Consider the following 15,478-nt stretch of genomic DNA (forward strand, 5'->3'; position numbering starts at 1 on the left):
AAACTGCGCAGCATTGCCTAGGAGCCGACACATGCAAAACCCACAGAACCTGATCTGGATCGACTTGGAGATGACCGGTCTGAACCCGGACACGGACGTCATCATCGAAATGGCCACCATCGTCACCGACAGTGACCTGAACACCCTGGCCGAAGGCCCGGTGATCGCCATTCACCACAGCGACGAAATCCTCGCTGGCATGGACGAGTGGAATACTCGTCAGCACGGCGGTTCCGGGCTGACCCAGCGGGTTCGCGACAGCCGCATCAGCATGGCCCAAGCCGAAGCCGAAACCATCGCCTTCCTGGAGAAGTGGGTGCCGAAGGGCAAGTCGCCGATCTGCGGCAACAGCATCTGCCAGGACCGTCGCTTTCTTTATACCCACATGAAATCTCTGGAAAGCTATTTCCACTACCGCAACCTCGACGTTTCCACGCTCAAAGAACTGGCTGCGCGCTGGGCACCGGATGTGCGTGACAGCTTCAAGAAGGGCAGCACCCACCTGGCGCTGGACGACATCCGCGAATCGATTGCCGAGTTGCAGCACTACCGCAAGCATTTCATCAAGTTCTGATACGGCCCACGGTCCTTATGTAGGAGCTGCCGCAGGCTGCGATCTTTTGATCTTGAACACCAAAGTCAAAAGATCGCAGCCTGCGGCAGCTCCTACAGGGGGGGGTTGTAGGCTTTGGTGAAGTGAGTAGACTGCGCGCCTTTTTGCAAGGATCGCCAACATGCTGCTGATGCTCTACCTGATCGCCATCACCACCGAAGCCATGACCGGCGCCCTCTCTGCCGGCCGTCGCGGCATGGACTGGTTCGGTGTGGTGCTGATCGCTTGCGTCACGGCGTTGGGGGGCGGTTCGGTACGTGATGTGCTGCTCGGGCACTATCCGCTGACCTGGGTCAAACACCCTGAATACCTGGTGCTGACCACGGCTGCCGCCATGATCACGGTGTTCACGGCGCGCTGGATGCGCCATCTGCGTTCACTTTTCCTGGTGCTCGATGCCATGGGGCTCGTAGCCTTCACCCTGATCGGCTGCATCACCGCCCTGGAAATGGGCCATGGCATGTTGGTCGCCTCCGTCAGTGGCGTGATCACCGGCGTTTTCGGTGGCATCCTGCGGGACATTTTCTGCAACGATATTCCGCTGATCTTCCGGCGTGAGCTCTATGCCAGCGTTTCGTTTGCGGCGGCGTGGTGTTACATGCTGTGTATCTACCTGCAATTACCCGATGGGCAATCGATTCTGATCACCTTGTTCGGCGGCTTTTTGCTGCGCTTGCTGGCGATCCGTTTTCATTGGGAAATGCCGAAGTTCGTCTACAACGACGAAGCCTGACGTTCAGCGTGTTGCCGCAATGCCCACTCGACATGCTCACGCACCAGTTCCGAAGGGTGCTCCCGACGAGCCTTAAGCGCCTCCAGCACCGGAATCGTTGAAGGCGCATTCCCCAGCCCCACCGCCAGGTTGCGCAACCAGTTTTCGTAACCGGTCCGGCGTAGCGGCGAGCCTTCGGTGCTGCTCAGGAATTTGTCCTCATCCCACATGAACAGTTCCGCCAGTCCGGCATTGTCCAGATTGTGCCGCGGCTTGAAGTCGCCTTCACCGGACGGGCGGGCGAAGCGGTTCCACGGACAGACGATCTGACAGTCATCGCAACCGAACACCCGGTTGCCGATCAACGGTCGCAAATCTTCAGGGATCGCGCCTTTGAGTTCGATGGTCAGGTAGGAAATGCAGCGTCGGGCATCCAGCACATAGGGGCCGACGAAGGCGTTGGTCGGACAAATGTCGAGGCAGGCGCTGCACCGCCCGCAATGTTCGGTGGCGTGGGGCGGGTCGACCGGTAGTGGCAGGTCGACGAACAGTTCGGCGAGAAAAAAGTAACTGCCGGCCTTGCGATTCAAGACCAGGGTGTTTTTGCCGATCCATCCAAGACCCGCCTGTTCGGCGATGGCTTTTTCCAGCACCGGGGCACTGTCGACAAAAGCGCGGAAGCCAAATGGTCCAATCTCGGCCTGAATCTTTTCTGCCAGTTGCTGAACGCGTTTGCGGATCAGCTTGTGGTAATCGCGACCCAGGGCATAACGGGAGACGTAGGCTTTTTCCGGTTGGGCGAGCATTTTTGCCATCTGCGTGTCGCCGGACAGGTAGTCCATGCGCAGGGATACCACGCGCAACGTACCCGGCACCAGCTCTTCGGGGTGCGAGCGTTTGCTGCCGTGGGCGCCCATATAGTCCATTTCGCCGTGGTAGCCAGCTTCGAGCCAGCGTTCCAGGTGCTGCTCATGCTCGGCCAGGTCGAGGCCGCTGATGCCGACTTGCTGAAAGCCAAGCTCGCGGCCCCAGTCCTTGATGGATTGGGCGAGGGCGGGCAGGTCTGTGGTAATAGCGGGCATGAGACGAGAGAAACCGGAGCTGAGGTGCGTATAATTCTGCCAGACATCGGAGCCCGAAGACGCATGCCGCACACTAAAGATGAATTACCCGACGCGCTGTACAGTGCCGCCCAGGTGCGAGCGCTCGACGCGAGCCTGATCGCCGCCGGCACAGCGGGCTTCGAATTGATGCAGCGCGCGGCGCGGGCGACGTGGCGGGCGCTGGTGCGGCAATGGCCGACCGCGAACGAACTGAGCGTGCTGGCCGGGCATGGCAATAACGCAGGCGACGGCTACCTGGTGGCTGTGTTGGCCCAGCGTGCCGGTTGGTCGGTGCGGGTGCTGGCGGTGGGGGATCCGCAGCGCTTGCAGGGTGATGCGGCGTTGGCCCATGCCGAGGCGGTGTCCGAAAACGTGCTCATCGAGCCCTGGACGGCACAATCCGGATTGCGCGGCATCGTGCTGGATGCTTTGCTTGGCACCGGTCTGAGCGGTGACGTGCGTGATCCCTATGCCAGCGCCATCGTCGCGATCAATGCCAGCGGGCTGCCGGTTGCGGCGGTGGATATTCCGTCAGGGTTGTGTGCGGATACGGGGCGCATCCTTGGTCATGCCGTGCATGCCGACCTGACGGTCACGTTCATTGGCTTGAAGGTGGGGTTGTTCACCGGCGAGGCGGCCAATGTGGTCGGTGAGCTGGTGTTCAACGACTTGCACGCGGACCCACAGCTGATAGAAGGCGCTGCTTTCTCCGCCCGTCGCCTGACCGCTGCTAATCTGCCGCGTCCAATGGCGCGGGCACAGGCTTCCCACAAAGGTAAGTTCGGCCATGTGTTGCTGATCGGTGGCGACCGTGGGTTGGGTGGCGCGATCCTGCTGAGCGCGCAAAGTGCGCTGCGCAGCGGAGCGGGCATGGTGTCGGTGGCGACCCGTAGCGAACACGTGTCCGCCGCGCTGGCGCGGATCCCCGAGGCGATGGTGCTGGGCACTTCGTCGGCCAATCAATTGATGGGTTTGCTTCAAAAAATTTCTGTATTGGTTGTCGGTCCGGGGCTGGGCCAGGCTGGATGGGGGCGCAGCTTGTTGTCGGCCGCTGCCAATGCACCGCTGCCGCAAGTCTGGGACGCCGATGCGCTGAACATGTTGGCCGGGGAGCGTGTGAGTTTGCCCGGTAATTGCGTGATCACTCCGCATCCGGGCGAAGCGGCACGCTTGCTTGGGGTGAGCACTGCCGACGTTCAGTCTGACCGTCCCGCCGCAGCCCATGCCTTGAGCAAAAAATATACAGCTGTCGTCATCCTGAAAGGTGCCGGCAGCCTGATCGTCCATCCCGATGGGCGTCTGGCGCTGTGTCATCAGGGGCACCCGGCCATGGCCACCGCCGGTTTGGGCGATGTGCTGGCCGGTCTGGTCGGCGCATTGCTGGCCCAGGGCATGGAGCCATTCGACGCAGCCTGCCTGGCGGTCTGGCTGCACGCCAATGCCGGGGCACAACAAGGAAAATCGGGCCGTGGGCTGGCGGCCAGTGATCTGATCCCAGCCATTCGTCAATTGTTGGAGGAGCAAGCACCGTGTCTGAAGTAACCCTGTATCTGGCCGATGAGCTGGCCATGAGCGACTTTGGCGCACGCATTGCCCGAATCACCCAAGGCCATGGCCTGATCTTCCTTGAGGGTAACCTGGGGATGGGCAAAACCACGTTGTCCCGAGGCATCATCCGCGGTCTGGGGCATGTCGGGTCAGTCAAAAGCCCGACCTTTACCCTGGTTGAGCCCTACGAGATCGGCGACATTCGCGCCTTCCATTTCGATTTGTACCGTCTGGTCGATCCGGAAGAGCTAGAGTTCCTCGGTATCCGCGACTACTTCGAAGACGATGCCCTGTGTCTGATCGAATGGCCCGATAAAGGTGCAGGCTTTTTGCCAAAGCCTGACCTGACCATTACCATTAGCCCGCAAGACAGCGGGCGTTCGCTGAAAATTTTATCCCAAGGCTCGCGTGGCGAGGCCTGGTGTGCCGCTTTGGCATTGGAATCCAAATAGATGATGGGGTTAGGTATGCGCTTTCGCGCGTTGGTGGCTGCCGTAGGGGTGTTGTTTTTGGCGGTGACCGTCGACGCTGTGGCCGATTCGAAGGTCAACAGTGTTCGTCTGTGGCGGGCACCGGACAACACGCGACTGGTGTTTGACCTGACCGGCCCGGTGCAGCACAGCGTTTTTACCCTGACGGCTCCGGATCGCCTGGTCATCGACATCAATGGCGCGACCCTCGGTGCGCCGCTCAACGTCAATACCTCGAACACCCCGATTACCGCCATGCGCTCGGCCCAGCGCACGCCGACCGACCTGCGGGTGGTCATCGACCTGAAAAAGGCCGTGACGCCGAAAAGCTTCTCCCTGGCACCGAACGCCCAGTACGGCAACCGGTTGGTGGTCGATCTGTTCGATAACGCCGCAGACGCCGCGCCTCCTCCAGCGCCGACACCGTCGGTCGCCACTGTGCCTGCCGTACCGGTCACGCCGACGGAGCCTGCTATCAAATTGCCGCCAGCCCCGGCCGGCAAACGCGACATCATTGTGGTGATCGATGCCGGTCACGGTGGCGAAGATCCGGGGGCTTCCGGCTCCCGAGGCCAGCGCGAGAAAGACGTGGTGCTGCAGATCGCCCGCGAAACCCAACGCCAGGTCAACGGCATGAAAGGCTTCCGCGCCGAACTGACCCGGACCGGCGACTACTTCATTCCACTGCGCGGCCGTACCGAAATTGCCCGCAAGAAAGGCGCAGACCTGTTCGTCTCGATCCACGCCGACGCCGCGCCTTCTGCCGCCGCTTTCGGTGCCTCGGTGTTTGCCCTGTCTGATCGCGGCGCGACTTCCGAGACCGCCCGTTGGCTCGCCGACAGCGAAAACCGCTCCGACCTGATCGGTGGCGCCGGCAACGTCAGCCTCGATGACAAGGACCGCATGCTCGCCGGCGTACTGCTCGATTTGTCGATGACGGCATCCCTGACCTCCAGCCTGAACGTTGGCCAGAAGGTGCTGAGCAACATCGGCCGGGTGACACCGCTGCACAAGCAACGGGTCGAACAGGCCGGGTTCATGGTGCTGAAATCGCCGGACATTCCGTCGATCCTGGTGGAAACCGGGTTTATCTCCAACGCCAACGAAGCCTCCAAGCTTGCCGCGTCGAGCCACCAGCAGGCGCTGGCGCGTTCAATCAGCAGCGGCGTGCGCCAGTTCTTCCAGCAGAACCCGCCACCGGGCACTTATATTGCCTGGCTGCGCGACTCCGGCAAGATTGTGCAGGGGCCGCGTGATCACCGCGTCAACCCGGGCGAGACCCTGGCGATGATCGCCGTGCGCTATCAGGTTTCGCCCGCGACCCTGCGCAGCGCCAACAACCTGTCGAACGATGAGCTCAAGATCGGTCAGCACCTGACCATTCCGGGCACTGAACTGGCGGCCAAAGAATGAATCAGGTCGTGAACAACGGCGCGCGAATCGAGCTCCTCAGCCCGCGACTGGCGAACCAGATTGCCGCGGGTGAGGTGGTCGAGCGGCCGGCTTCGGTGATCAAGGAGCTGCTGGAAAACAGCCTGGATTCCGGCGCCAAGCGCATCGACGTCGATGTGGAGCAGGGCGGCGTCAAGCTGCTGCGGGTGCGCGACGATGGCAGCGGCATTTCCGCCGATGACCTGCCGCTGGCCCTGGCCCGTCACGCCACCAGCAAGATTCGCAACCTGGAAGACCTCGAACAGGTCATGAGCCTGGGGTTTCGCGGCGAGGCCCTGGCATCGATCAGCTCCGTTGCGCGCCTGACCCTGACTTCCCGCACCCGCGACGCCGATCAGGCCTGGCAGGTCGAAACCGAGGGGCGGGACATGGCGCCCCGTGTGCAGCCAGCGGCCCACCCGGTGGGCACTTCGGTTGAAGTGCGCGACCTGTTCTTCAACACGCCAGCGCGGCGCAAGTTTCTCAAGACCGAAAAAACCGAATTCGATCACCTGCAAGAAGTGATCAGGCGCCTGGCCCTGGCGCGCTTCGATGTGGCGTTCCATCTGCGCCACAACGGCAAGACCATCCTCAGCCTGCACGAGGCCCATGATGATGCGGCCCGTGCCCGGCGCGTGGCGGCGATCTGCGGTCCGGGTTTCCTGGAGCAGGCACTGCCGATCGAAATCGAGCGCAACGGCCTGCATCTGTGGGGCTGGGTTGGTTTGCCGACCTTCAACCGCAGCCAGGCCGACCTGCAGTATTTCTTCGTCAATGGCCGTGCGGTGCGCGACAAGCTGGTGGCCCACGCGGTACGCCAGGCCTATCGCGACGTGCTGTTCAACGGTCGGCATCCGACGTTTGTGCTGTTTTTCGAGGTCGATCCGACCGGCGTCGACGTCAACGTGCACCCGACCAAGCACGAAGTGCGCTTCCGTGAAGGGCGCATGGTTCACGATTTCCTCTACGGCACCCTGCACCGCGCCTTGGGCGATGTGCGCCCCGACGATCAACTGGCAGCGCCGGTTGCCACGGCCATCGTCCGGCCTACCGGCCTTGAAGCCGGTGAATTCGGGCCCCAGGGCGAAATGCGCCTGGCCGCCAATGCGCTGCTGGAACAGCCCCAGGCTCAGCCGTCGTTCAATACGCCGGCGGGCTCGGGTTCGGGCGCGGGTTATCAGTATCAATACACGCCGCGACCGCAGTCCGGTGTGCCGGTCGCCGAAGCGCAGGCTGCCTATCGCGAATTTTTTGCGCCGCTGCCCGAGGCCAATGCCGTCGCGCTCCCGGAGGGGCAGGACGACATCCCGCCGCTGGGTTATGCACTGGCCCAACTCAAGGGCATCTACATTCTTTCGGAAAACGCCCAGGGACTGGTGCTGGTGGACATGCATGCCGCCCACGAGCGGATTATGTATGAGCGTTTGAAGGTGGCGATGGCCAGTGAGGGCCTGAGCGGCCAACCGTTGCTGGTGCCGGAGTCCCTGGCTGTCAGTCAGCGTGAAGCCGATTGCGCCGAGGAACATGTCGCCTGGTTCCAGCGCCTGGGCTTTGAATTGCAGCGCCTGGGCCCGGAAACCCTGGCGATCCGGCAGATCCCGGCACTGCTCAAGCAGGCCGAGGCCAACCGGCTGGTCGCCGACGTCCTGGCTGATCTGATGGAATTCGGCACCAGTGACCGCATTCAGGCGCACCTGAACGAATTGCTCGGGACCATGGCCTGCCACGGCGCGGTTCGTGCGAATCGGCGCCTGGCCCTGCCGGAAATGAACGGTCTGCTGCGTGACATGGAAAACACCGAACGCAGCGGTCAATGCAACCATGGCCGACCGACCTGGACCCAACTGGGCCTGGACGATCTGGACAAACTGTTCTTGCGCGGTCGTTGATGAGCCAGTTCCCACCTGCGATTTTCCTGATGGGCCCGACCGCCGCCGGCAAGACTGACCTGGCCATCGAGCTCACAAAGGTCCTGCCTTGCGAGTTGATCAGCGTCGATTCGGCGCTGGTCTACCGTGGCATGGACATCGGCACCGCCAAGCCCTCCAAAGAGCTGCTGGCGCAATACCCGCATCGTCTGATCGACATTCTCGACCCGGCCGAGAGCTATTCGGCCGCGGATTTCCGCCGTGACGCTCTGGAAGCCATGGCCGATATCACCGCGCGCGGAAAAATTCCGCTGCTGGTGGGCGGTACCATGCTCTATTACAAGGCTTTGGTTGAAGGTCTGGCGGATATGCCGGCCGCCGATCCCGAGGTCCGCGCGCAAATCGAAGAAGAGGCTGCGCGCCTTGGCTGGCAAGCCTTGCACGACCAGTTGGCGGTCATTGACCCGGTTTCCGCGGCGCGGATTCATCCGAACGATCCTCAGCGTTTGAGTCGAGCACTGGAAGTTTATCGTGTCAGCGGTCAGAGCATGACTGCCCTGCGTTTGCAACAAAGTGCGCAAAGTACTGAAGCAGCCGCTTCGGGACACCAACAATTGCCCTATACTGTCGCGAACTTGGCCATTGCTCCGGCAAATCGTCAGGTACTTCACGAGCGAATTAAACAAAGATTCACTTTAATGTTGGAACAGGGATTCATTGACGAGGTCGTAGCCCTGCGTAATAGAGGTGACCTGCATTCCGGGATGCCGTCTATACGTGCAGTAGGCTACCGCCAGGTCTGGGACTACCTGGATGGCAAGCTGACGTCAGCCGAGATGCAGGAGCGTGGAATCATTGCCACGCGCCAATTGGCGAAACGCCAGTTCACCTGGCTGCGCAGTTGGACTGATCTGCATTGGCTGGACAGTCTGGATTGCGACAATCTGCCGCGCGCCTTGAAATACCTTGGGACCATCTCCATATTGAGCTGAGTCCTTGCAATTGCCGTCTATCCTTGGGGGTGTGGCGGCCAAAGCCATCTGATTACCTATTTTTTATATTGAATCCTTAAAGGAGTGCGGCACATGTCAAAAGGGCATTCGCTACAAGACCCTTACTTGAATACTTTACGTAAAGAGAAAGTTGGGGTGTCCATCTACCTGGTCAACGGTATCAAGCTGCAAGGCACGATCGAGTCTTTCGACCAGTTCGTTATCCTGCTGAAAAACACCGTAAGCCAGATGGTCTACAAACACGCTATCTCTACAGTGGTGCCGGTTCGTCCAATTCGTCTGCCTAGCGCAACCGAATCCGATGCAGGTGACGCTGAGCCAGGTAACGCCTGATAGGAGTCTCCTTTGTTCTTTGAGCGCCACGGTGGTGGTGAGCGAGTCATCCTCGTTCACTTGGATGGACAGGACCCTGAGGCGCGCGAAGATCCGCAGGAGTTTCAGGAACTGGCTAATTCGGCGGGTGCCGAGACCGTTGCGTTTTTTAACGTGCCGCGTCATCGGCCAACCGCCAAGACCCTGATTGGCAGTGGCAAGGTCGAGGAACTGCGCGACCTGGTCAAAGCCGAGCAGGCCGATCTGGTGATTTTCAATCACATCCTCACACCCAGTCAGGAACGTAACCTCGAACGTGTTTTCGAGTGTCGCGTGATCGACCGTACCGGTCTGATTCTCGATATTTTCGCCCAGCGCGCCCGTACCCATGAAGGCAAGCTCCAGGTCGAACTGGCCCAGCTTGACCACATGAGCACCCGGCTGGTTCGTGGCTGGACTCACCTTGAGCGCCAAGGTGGCGGTATCGGTATGCGTGGCCCGGGTGAAACCCAGCTGGAAACCGACCGCCGTTTGCTACGGGTTCGCCTGCGGCAGATCAAGGGGCGGCTGGAGAAAGTGCGCAGCCAGCGCGAACAGTCGCGCCGTGGCCGATCGCGTGCGGATATTCCTACCGTGTCGCTGGTGGGGTACACCAACGCCGGTAAGTCCACGCTCTTCAACAACGTGACGAAATCCGACGTCTACGCAGCTGACCAATTGTTTGCCACGTTGGACCCGACCCTGCGTCGTCTGGATATAGACGACCTGGGGCCGATTGTCCTGGCGGACACTGTGGGTTTCATTCGCCACTTGCCCCACAAGCTGGTCGAAGCATTTCGGTCTACCCTCGAAGAGTCGAGCAACTCCGATCTGTTGTTGCACGTGATCGATGCGGCCGAACCGGATCGCATGTTGCAGATCGAGCAGGTAATGGTGGTGCTCGGCGAGATTGGTGCTCAGGACTTGCCGATCCTCGAGGTCTATAACAAACTCGATTTGCTTGAAGGCGTTGAGCCACAAATCCAGCGCGACGAAAACGGCAAGCCCCAACGGGTCTGGCTGTCGGCGCGTGATGGCAGTGGTCTGGAATTGCTTGAGCAAGCCATTGCCGAGTTACTGGGCAGTGATTTGTTTGTCGGTACCTTGCGCTTGCCGCAACGATTCGCTCGACTGCGTGCGCAGTTCTTCGAACTCGGTGCGGTGCAGAAAGAAGAACACGACGAAGAAGGCATCAGTTTGCTGGCCGTTCGTTTGCCCCGGGTCGAGTTGAATCGACTGGTAAGCCGCGAGGGATTGCAGCCGATGGAATTCATCGAGCAACACACTTTGCAATAAAAGCCTGAGAAAGCGGTTGTGCCGTGGTGACAGGCATTCTGTAGCATTGGTCGGCGCGCCGTGGGTGCGTCTTTGCTTTATCAGATGGAGAGCGCTATGGCTTGGAATGAGCCGGGTGGCAACTCGAATAATCAGGATCCTTGGGGTGGCAAGCGTCGTAACAACGGCGATCGCAAGGGGCCACCGGATCTCGACGAGGCCTTCCGAAAGCTGCAGGAAAGCCTGAACGGTTTGTTCGGTGGCGGTAAGAAACGTGGTGGTGACGATGGTGGTGGTCCGGGCAAGAGTGGCGGCTTTGGCGGCCTGCTCGGCATCGGCCTGGTCGTGTTGGCCGTCGTTTGGCTGTACAGCGCGGTTTATGTCGTCGACGAGCAGGAGCAGGCTGTAGTGCTGCGCTTCGGCAAGTACTACGAAACCGTGGGGCCGGGCCTGAATATCTACTTCCCGCCGATCGACAAGAAGTACATGGAAAACGTCACGCGTGAGCGTGCCTACACCAAGCAGGGCCAGATGCTGACTGAAGACGAGAACATCGTCGAAGTGCCGCTGACCGTGCAGTACAAGATCAGCAACCTGCAGGACTTCGTGCTGAGCGTCGATCAGCCGGAAATCAGCCTGCAGCACGCGACCGACAGCGCCTTGCGCCATGTGGTGGGTTCCACCGCGATGGACCAGGTCCTGACCGAGGGTCGTGAGTTGATGGCCAGCGAGATCAAGGAGCGTCTGCAACGCTTCATGGACACCTATCGCACCGGTATCACCGTTACTCAGGTCAACGTACAGAGCGCAGCGGCACCGCGTGAAGTCCAGGAAGCCTTCGATGACGTGATCCGTGCCCGTGAAGACGAGCAGCGTTCGCGCAACCAGGCCGAAACCTATGCCAACGGCGTCGTGCCGGAAGCTCGTGGTCAGGCCCAGCGTATCCTTGAGGATGCCAACGGTTACCGTGACGAGACTGTCTCGCGCGCCAAGGGTGAGGCCGATCGCTTCACCAAGCTGGTCGCCGAGTACCGCAAGGCCCCTGAAGTCACCCGCCAGCGTCTGTACCTGGACACCATGCAGGAAGTCTTCACCAACACCAGCAAGGTTCTCGTGACCGGCAACAAGAACGGCCAGAACAACCTGCTGTACTTGCCGCTGGACAAGATGGTCGAAAGTGGTCGCAGCACCAGCACTCCGGTGACCAGTGCGGCAGCCACCAGCAATGAAGCGAATGCGCGTGCGGCAGCTGATCTGCAGCAACAGCAAGCACGTACCAGGGAGAGTCGCTGATGAGCAATAAATCGCTGATCGCCCTTATTGTCGGCGTCGTCGTGGCGATCGCTGCCTGGAACTGCTTCTACATCGTGGCTCAGACCGAGCGTGCGGTGTTGCTGCAGTTCGGTCGCGTGGTCCAGACCGATGTTCAGCCAGGCTTGCATGTGAAAGTGCCTTACGTTAACCAGGTGCGTAAATTCGACGCACGCCTGATGACGCTGGATGCACCGACACAACGCTTCCTGACGCTGGAAAAGAAAGCCGTGATGGTCGATGCCTACGCCAAGTGGCGCGTGAAGGACGCAGAGCGTTACTACACCGCGACTTCCGGTCTCAAGCAGATCGCCGACGAGCGTCTGTCCCGTCGTCTGGAATCGGGCCTGCGTGACCAGTTCGGTAAGCGCACCCTGCACGAAGTGGTGTCGGGTGAGCGTGATGCGCTGATGGCGGATATCACGGCTTCGCTGAACAAGATGGCCGAGAAAGAGTTGGGCATCGAAGTGGTCGATGTTCGGGTCAAGACCATCGACCTGCCCAAAGAAGTGAACCGCAGCGTGTTCGAACGTATGAGCACCGAGCGTGAGCGTGAAGCTCGCGAGCACCGCGCCAAGGGTAACGAGCTGGCCGAAGGCATTCGTGCCGACGCCGATCGTCAACGTCGCGTGCTACTGGCTGAAGCCTATCGTGAATCCGAAGAGGTTCGCGGTGACGGCGATGCCCAGGCAGCTGCGATCTACTCCAAGGCCTACGGTCAGGATCAGGAGTTCTACGCGTTCTACCGTAGCCTGCGAGCCTACCGTGAAAGCTTCGCGAACAAATCCGACGTATTGGTCCTCGACCCAAGCAGCGACTTCTTCCACTACCTGGAAAAAGCCAAGCCTTGATACGGCGTTGACCTGATTTATCCCCCGCCGGGCGGCTAAAACCTCTGGCGGGGTGATCCTTTGGGAAAACGTGTGTATGATGCGGCAGCCGGGAAATTCCCGGCTTTTTTGCGTCTGCATGTTTGATTGCTGTTTTAAAGCAGATGCCGGGCCGATTGGCTCGACAGTTTTTCGAGGAAAGTGGTTGGCGAAGCCGGTAGAAGGGCTTTTCGCTCCGTCGCTCATGCGCGTGGTTTGTGCGCAAGCCGATCATTTTCTGCTTCACTCAAGGCTCGCCGACAGGCTGGTCGCCCGGAGATAGGGGAAGGCGTAATGGCAACGGTAGACCGCTGGCTTCTGCCAGATGGCATCGAAGAAGTACTGCCACCGGAAGCTGCGCGCATTGAAGTCGCGCGTCGTCAGGTGTTGGATCTGTTCCAGGGCTGGGGTTACGAGTTTGTCGTGACTCCCCATATCGAGTACCTGGAATCCCTGCTGACCGGCGCGGGCCAGGACCTGGATCTGCGCACCTTCAAGGTCATCGACCCGCAATCGGGCCGTCAGATGGGTTTCCGTGCCGACATCACGCCGCAAGTGGCGCGCATCGATGCGCATACCCTGCGTCGTGAAGGCCCAAGCCGCCTATGCTATGCCGGTAGTGTCCTGCACGCTCAGCCTCGCGCCTTGTCGTCCTCGCGCAGCCCGATTCAACTGGGTGCCGAGTTGTACGGCGACGGCAGTCCGAGCAGCGACGTCGAAGTCATCAGCCTGATGCTGGCCATGCTGCAACTGGCCGATGTGCCGGATGTGCACATGGACCTCGGCCATGTCGGTATCTACCGTGGCCTGGCCCGCGCCGCCGGTTTGTCCGGTGAAGTCGAGCAGCAGTTGTTCGATGCCCTGCAACGTAAGGCCATCGATGAGGTCATTACCTTGACCGAAGGCTTGCCTGCCGATCTGTCGGGCATGCTGCGGGCGCTGGTCGACCTGTGTGGCGGTCGTGAAGTGCTGGCTGCAGCCCGCGAGCGTCTGGCCAAGGCGCCGGCACCTGTTCTGGCCGCGCTGGACGACTTGCTGGCGATTGCCGAGCGGCTGTCCGTGCGTTTCCCTGAGCTGCCGCTGTATTTCGACCTGGGCGAGCTGCGTGGCTACCACTACCACACTGGTGTGGTGTTCGCCGTGTTCGTGCCGGGTGTTGGCCAGTCCATTGCCCAGGGCGGTCGCTACGACGACATCGGCGCCGACTTCGGTCGCGCCCGTCCGGCAACCGGCTTCTCCACCGATTTGAAAACCCTGGTGACCCTGGGGCGTGCTGAGATCGAGCTACCGTCTGGCGGTATCTGGATGCCTGACAGTACGGATGCGGCACTCTGGCAGCAGGTTTGCCAGTTGCGCAGTGAGGGTCAGCGTGTCGTTCAGGCCTTGCCTGGACAACCTTTGGCCGCCGCCCGTGAAGCGGACTGCGACCGGCAATTGATTCAGCAGAACGGGCTTTGGCAAGTATCGCCACTGGCTTCTTGAGTTTTCCTGCCGGCTGCTGCCGGCACCAAGTTTGCGCGAATGAGGACAAGTGTTATGGGTAAGAATGTCGTAGTCCTGGGCACCCAATGGGGTGATGAGGGCAAAGGCAAGATCGTTGATCTGCTGACCGAACATGCTGCCGCCGTAGTGCGTTACCAAGGTGGCCACAACGCTGGCCACACTCTGGTGATCGACGGCGAGAAGACCGTCTTGCACCTGATCCCGTCGGGCGTGCTGCGCGAAGGCGTGCAGTGCCTGATCGGCAACGGCGTGGTGGTTGCACCTGACGCCCTGCTGCGCGAGATCACCAAGCTGGAAGAAAAAGGTGTGCCGGTGCGCGAGCGCCTGCGTATCAGCCCGTCCTGCCCGCTGATCCTGTCCTTCCACGTAGCGCTGGACCAGGCTCGTGAAAAGGCCCGTGGCGAGCTGAAGATCGGTACCACCGGTCGCGGCATCGGCCCGGCCTACGAAGACAAGGTTGCACGTCGTGGCCTGCGTGTGGGCGACCTGCTCAACATGCCGCGCTTTGAAGACAAGCTGCGTGAACTGGTGGATTACCACAACTTCATGCTGGTGGGTTACTACAAAGAGCCAGCCATCGAATTCGACAAGACCCTGGCCGAATGCAAAGAATACGCTGAGCTGCTCAAGCCGCTGATGCTGGACGTGACTGCCGAGTTGCACGACCTGCGTCGCGCTGGCAAGGACATCATGTTCGAAGGCGCCCAGGGTTCGTTGCTGGACATCGACCACGGCACCTACCCGTACGTGACCAGCTCTAACACCACCGCTGGCGGCGTTGCTACCGGTTCGGGTGTTGGCCCCATGTTCCTGGACTACATCCTGGGCATCACCAAGGCTTACACCACGCGTGTAGGTTCGGGTCCATTCCCGACGGAGCTGTTCGACGAAGTCGGCGCGCACCTGGCTAAACAAGGTCACGAGTTCGGCGCCACTACCGGCCGTGCTCGTCGTTGTGGCTGGTTCGACGCTGTTATCCTGCGTCGCGCTATCGATGTGAACAGCATCTCGGGCATCTGCCTGACCAAGCTGGACGTGCTCGACGGTCTGGAAACCATCAACATCTGCGTCGGCTACAAAGATGCAGAAGGCAAGGCCGTTGCCCCGACTGATGCTGACAGCTACGTGGGCCTGCAGCCTGTGTACGAAGAAGTGCCGGGCTGGACCGAATCGACCGTGGGCGCCAAAACCCTGGAAGAGCTGCCAGCTAACGCTCGTGCTTACATCAAGCGCGTCGAAGAGCTGATCGGCGCGCCGATCGACATTATTTCGACGGGCCCGGACCGCAACGAAACCATCGTCCTGCGCCATCCGTTTGCTTGATAAGTTGTTGATGTAAAACACAAAGGCCCCTTAATTGGGGCCTTTGTCGTTTATGCCTGTTGGACGGCATGACCTTTGCTATTAGCTT

14 protein-coding genes are annotated in these 15,478 nt (G+C 60.6%); 13 read left to right on the forward strand and 1 reads right to left on the reverse strand.

The genetic code is table 11. The features are described from left to right. Nucleotides 1-31: 31 nt before the first annotated feature. Together orn and ACM6G4_RS17800 are read left to right on the forward strand one after the other, a co-directional pair. The gene (gene orn / locus ACM6G4_RS17795) at nt 32-574 is read left to right on the forward strand and encodes an oligoribonuclease (RefSeq protein WP_056725473.1); all 543 of its coding nucleotides are present in this window, start codon (nt 32-34) and stop codon (nt 572-574) included. A 160-nt stretch (nt 575-734) separates the two neighbouring features. After that, complete coding sequence (locus tag ACM6G4_RS17800; RefSeq protein ID WP_056725470.1) at nt 735-1,346, forward strand: trimeric intracellular cation channel family protein; 612 nt, start codon at nt 735-737, stop codon at nt 1,344-1,346. Here ACM6G4_RS17800 and queG read toward each other — a convergent pair. Further along, entirely contained in the window at nt 1,328-2,407 is a 1,080-nt protein-coding gene (gene queG / locus ACM6G4_RS17805; protein ID WP_414914221.1) for a tRNA epoxyqueuosine(34) reductase QueG, read from the reverse strand. The two genes, ACM6G4_RS17800 and queG, sit on opposite strands and share 19 nt — an antisense overlap. 63 nt (nt 2,408-2,470) lie before the next feature. On the opposite strand from queG, the gene ACM6G4_RS17810 reads away from it, so the two are divergent. From ACM6G4_RS17810 to ACM6G4_RS17860, 11 genes are all read left to right on the forward strand, one after another. Then, complete coding sequence (locus ACM6G4_RS17810; protein WP_414914222.1) at nt 2,471-3,970, forward strand: NAD(P)H-hydrate dehydratase; 1,500 nt, start codon at nt 2,471-2,473, stop codon at nt 3,968-3,970. After that, nucleotides 3,958-4,428, forward strand: a complete 471-nt coding sequence (gene tsaE, locus ACM6G4_RS17815) for a tRNA (adenosine(37)-N6)-threonylcarbamoyltransferase complex ATPase subunit type 1 TsaE (RefSeq protein ID WP_414914223.1) — start codon at nt 3,958-3,960, stop codon at nt 4,426-4,428. The genes ACM6G4_RS17810 and tsaE overlap by 13 nt, the downstream gene beginning before the upstream one ends. Then, nucleotides 4,429-5,859, forward strand: a complete 1,431-nt coding sequence (locus tag ACM6G4_RS17820) for an N-acetylmuramoyl-L-alanine amidase (RefSeq protein ID WP_056725463.1) — start codon at nt 4,429-4,431, stop codon at nt 5,857-5,859. It abuts the gene before it with no gap. After that, a complete protein-coding gene (gene mutL / locus ACM6G4_RS17825; protein ID WP_056725462.1) occupies nt 5,856-7,766 on the forward strand; it encodes a DNA mismatch repair endonuclease MutL in 1,911 nt (636 codons plus the stop codon). The genes ACM6G4_RS17820 and mutL overlap by 4 nt, the downstream gene beginning before the upstream one ends. Beyond that, the gene (miaA, locus tag ACM6G4_RS17830; protein WP_414914299.1) at nt 7,766-8,737 is read left to right on the forward strand and encodes a tRNA (adenosine(37)-N6)-dimethylallyltransferase MiaA; all 972 of its coding nucleotides are present in this window, start codon (nt 7,766-7,768) and stop codon (nt 8,735-8,737) included. The genes mutL and miaA overlap by 1 nt, the downstream gene beginning before the upstream one ends. Nucleotides 8,738-8,830: 93 nt before the next feature. Then, nucleotides 8,831-9,091 (forward strand): RNA chaperone Hfq, encoded by a 261-nt coding sequence (hfq, locus tag ACM6G4_RS17835; protein ID WP_003221112.1) that lies wholly within the window; start codon nt 8,831-8,833, stop codon nt 9,089-9,091. Between the two features lie 12 nt (nt 9,092-9,103). Next, nucleotides 9,104-10,405 (forward strand): ribosome rescue GTPase HflX, encoded by a 1,302-nt coding sequence (gene hflX, locus ACM6G4_RS17840; protein ID WP_008048071.1) that lies wholly within the window; start codon nt 9,104-9,106, stop codon nt 10,403-10,405. A 96-nt stretch (nt 10,406-10,501) separates the two neighbouring features. After that, nucleotides 10,502-11,677 (forward strand): FtsH protease activity modulator HflK, encoded by a 1,176-nt coding sequence (gene hflK / locus ACM6G4_RS17845; protein WP_414914224.1) that lies wholly within the window; start codon nt 10,502-10,504, stop codon nt 11,675-11,677. After that, the gene (hflC, locus tag ACM6G4_RS17850; protein WP_056725458.1) at nt 11,677-12,546 is read left to right on the forward strand and encodes a protease modulator HflC; all 870 of its coding nucleotides are present in this window, start codon (nt 11,677-11,679) and stop codon (nt 12,544-12,546) included. The genes hflK and hflC overlap by 1 nt, the downstream gene beginning before the upstream one ends. 312 nt (nt 12,547-12,858) lie before the next feature. After that, complete coding sequence (locus tag ACM6G4_RS17855) at nt 12,859-14,046, forward strand: ATP phosphoribosyltransferase regulatory subunit (protein WP_056725456.1); 1,188 nt, start codon at nt 12,859-12,861, stop codon at nt 14,044-14,046. 54 nt (nt 14,047-14,100) lie between these two features. Then, entirely contained in the window at nt 14,101-15,390 is a 1,290-nt protein-coding gene (locus tag ACM6G4_RS17860) for an adenylosuccinate synthase (RefSeq protein WP_046039830.1), read from the forward strand. Nucleotides 15,391-15,478 lie beyond the last annotated feature (88 nt).

The organism is Pseudomonas sp. IT-P258, from assembly GCF_949767825.1.
Classification (GTDB): domain Bacteria; phylum Pseudomonadota; class Gammaproteobacteria; order Pseudomonadales; family Pseudomonadaceae; genus Aquipseudomonas; species Aquipseudomonas monachiensis.